This is a genomic window from Streptomyces niveiscabiei (assembly GCF_033794345.1).
In the GTDB taxonomy this organism is placed as follows: Bacteria; Actinomycetota; Actinomycetes; order Streptomycetales; family Streptomycetaceae; genus Streptomyces; species Streptomyces niveiscabiei.
In genome coordinates this window covers 1-2745 of the sequence record NZ_JARAYJ010000094.1, presented here as the reverse complement: position 1 = coordinate 2745, position 2745 = coordinate 1, and the positions used below count along the sequence as shown (strand labels likewise).

Annotated in this window: 2 protein-coding genes; both read right to left on the bottom strand. The window is 69.6% G+C overall.

Annotation, left to right across the window (positions count from 1 at the left end; translation table 11 throughout):
• Positions 1–72 precede the first annotated feature (72 nt).
• Positions 73–855, bottom strand: a complete 783-nt coding sequence (gene casB / locus PV682_RS43925; protein WP_319738553.1) for a type I-E CRISPR-associated protein Cse2/CasB — start codon at positions 853–855, stop codon at positions 73–75.
• A partial coding sequence (gene casA, locus PV682_RS43920; RefSeq protein WP_319738551.1) for a type I-E CRISPR-associated protein Cse1/CasA occupies positions 852–2745 on the bottom strand: 1894 nt, incomplete at its 5' end. The genes casA and casB, both read right to left, overlap by 4 nt.

Below are 2745 nucleotides of genomic sequence, written 5' to 3'. Positions count from 1 at the left end.
CCACCTGGAGGATGTGGACGTCGAGGATCGTGCGGGTCACCGGGATTCCGTTTCTTCTCGGTCGGCTGGGGGTCATTCGCCCGCGTCGTCGGTCACGAAATCGACCTCAGGGGCGGGTGATTGCGGGGCTTCCTCGTCGTTCTTGGACGCGGCAGTCTTGTACACGCGGTGGAACTCGCGGCCCCAGGCGCGGCGGACGTCGGCCTGCCGTTCACCGTCCTGCCAGCGGTCGAGTTCGCCGGCCAGCCGCCCGTAGTCCACGGGGATGCGGGCCTCGCGCAGCAGCAGCACGATCTCCCGCAGACGGCGGCCCAGGACGTCGATGTCGGAGGAGGTGCCCAGGCGTACGAAGCGTTTACGCAGGGCGGAGCTGGCGTTCTCCACAGCACCTTGAACGTCGTCCGCCGCAGGGGCCTCCGTGCCCTTCTCCTGGGCGAGCCGCCGTACCGCTCGGCCCAGCGACCAGCCACGGACGTGCATTGCCTCGTCACGCACCGACTGCTGGTGGAGCGCCCACAGGGTCACCGCCAGGTGCACCGCCCGGTCCTCGCGCTCCTCCTGCATCTCGCGTTCGCGGCGCTTGCGCGAGACGAACCAGTGCGCGGTGTCGTCGCTCTCCTCCCGCTGTTCCGCGCGGAGCTTGGTGAGAACTTCCAGGTCGTCGATCCCCCAACTGGTGGGGGAGGCGTGGGGTTCGCGGCCTGCTTCCCGCCGCAGCCTCGCGACGGCTGCCACGGCTGCCGCGTTGTTCTCACGGTAGCCGTACTGCAACCACTCCACGGTCTTCCGGGCGGCCTTTTCGGCGAGGGAAAGGAGCTCGTCCTTGGTTTTGGCCGTCCTGGTCGTCGTGCTCATGAATCGCTCTCCGTGCGTTCGGCGGAAAGGGGGCCCAGGACCTTGTAGAGGCGCAGGCGGAAGAACTGGTCGGCGCGGCTGACATCCATCAGCCGGACACCGAGGCCGGGTACGTCGGTGAGGCGGCCCTCGTCGGCGGCGGGTCCGGCGGAATCGAGGAGTTGCTGGCCGAGGCGCAGCAGGTGGCGGTGGACGGTGTTCTTCCACTCCTGGCGTGCCGTCACCAGGTCAGGGAAGCTGAGCAGGTCCTTCAGCCAGGCCCGGTACGGCCCGTCCAGGGTGCCGAAACCCAGGTCGCGGGCGCTTGCTTGGGGAGTTGCCGGATCGGTGCCCGCGGCACGGGCCAGGTTTGCCGCGAGATGCCCCAGGGCGACCACGGCCAGCTCCGCGTCACTCACGGCGTCGACCGCAGCCGCGCCGTAGATCTGGTTCGTCTCGTGCAGGGCGACGACGGGCAGCACTACGGAGTCGTCCACGATCTCGTCCACCACCGACTGCTGCGTGCCGTACACCGCACCCACCAGCCGCAGCCGCACCAGCGTTCCCGCCGGGATCTCACTCGCGGTGATCACCTTCGCGAACCAACGAGCCACCCCGGAACGCAACACCCGGTCTGGCTCACCGCGCCGACCATCGTCGGACACCTGCCGCCGCGCCGGAAGCAACGCCTCCAAACCACGCCACGCCGCCCTACTCGGGTCGTGCCGCAACGGCGTGTAGAACGGCGTACGGCCCTGCTTCTTCTCCTGCGCCTCGCTGCGCCGCCAGCTCGACATCGGCTCGCACTTCCAGGGGGCGGCGAGCGTGAGGGGGTCGCCGTAACCGAGGACCACACCCGTCACGGCACCCGCCTGCGCGTCCAGCCGGATACGGCGGGACTGCCACGTGTAGAGATCCCGGAGACCGACGGGCGCCGACCGGCCGTCGACGCTCTCGCGCTCCCCGGGACCTAGGGGTTCCGGTCGCCGCCAGACCGGCAGGTCCTTCACCGCGCGGTCGTCGAAGCCGGCCTCCGGTTCCTCCAGGGCGATGAGGTTGAGCAGCAGCGTCTCCCGGAAGGTGGCGCCCTCGGCGAAGACCCCGCCGAGATGCCCCAGCGACCCCACCCCGAGCGGATAGACCTTGCCCGCCTTGGCCCGGTCGTCGCCGACCATCGCGGACTTGATGCCCGACGTGTCGAAAGCGTGCGCGTGCACCAGCCAGCGGGCCGCCTCCGCGTACGACAGCGCCTCGACGCCCGGACGGCGCATGGTGAAGAACGCCTCGCCCACCGGGACGTCCGCGACGATCCGGCTAAGCGGCGCGACCTCGTGCTTCGCGGTGTGCAACCCGGCGACCTGGTAGAAGGGGCGCTCAGAGTCGAACAGGTCGAAGAGATCCCGGTGTTGGGCGAGATAGTCCGCCACGGCCGCGAACGGGTCCGCCGACAGCCACAGGTCTTCCCAGTCCTCGATCTCCGCCGGACCGTCCAGCGCGTCGTGGAGGATCGCGAGCAGGAGCCTCAGCAGGGCGATCTCCTGCGTCGGAACGTCACCCACCAACCGCCTTACAGAATCCGCCTGTTGGAAGAGGTCGAGGAGGGAGAGCTGCGCGGTCGTGCCGTCCGAACGCTGAACCGGCAGCCACGGCTCGACGGCCAGGTTGAAGGAAGGCGGCCCCGGCGGCGCGGGTGGTTCCTCGCTCACCGCGCCCCTCTCGGGTTCCTGGCTAAGCCGTCGGTCGTCCGGCACCTGCTCGTCGTCCCCACCCTCTTCCTCCGTCTCCGCTTGTCCGTCCGCGGCGATCGCGTCAGCGGACGTCACCCGCAGGCCGTCCGTGCGGCTGTAGGTGAGAACGAAGCCTGCCAGAGAGGTCTGACAATCCGGGTCCAGAACGAGAATCAACTCCCCT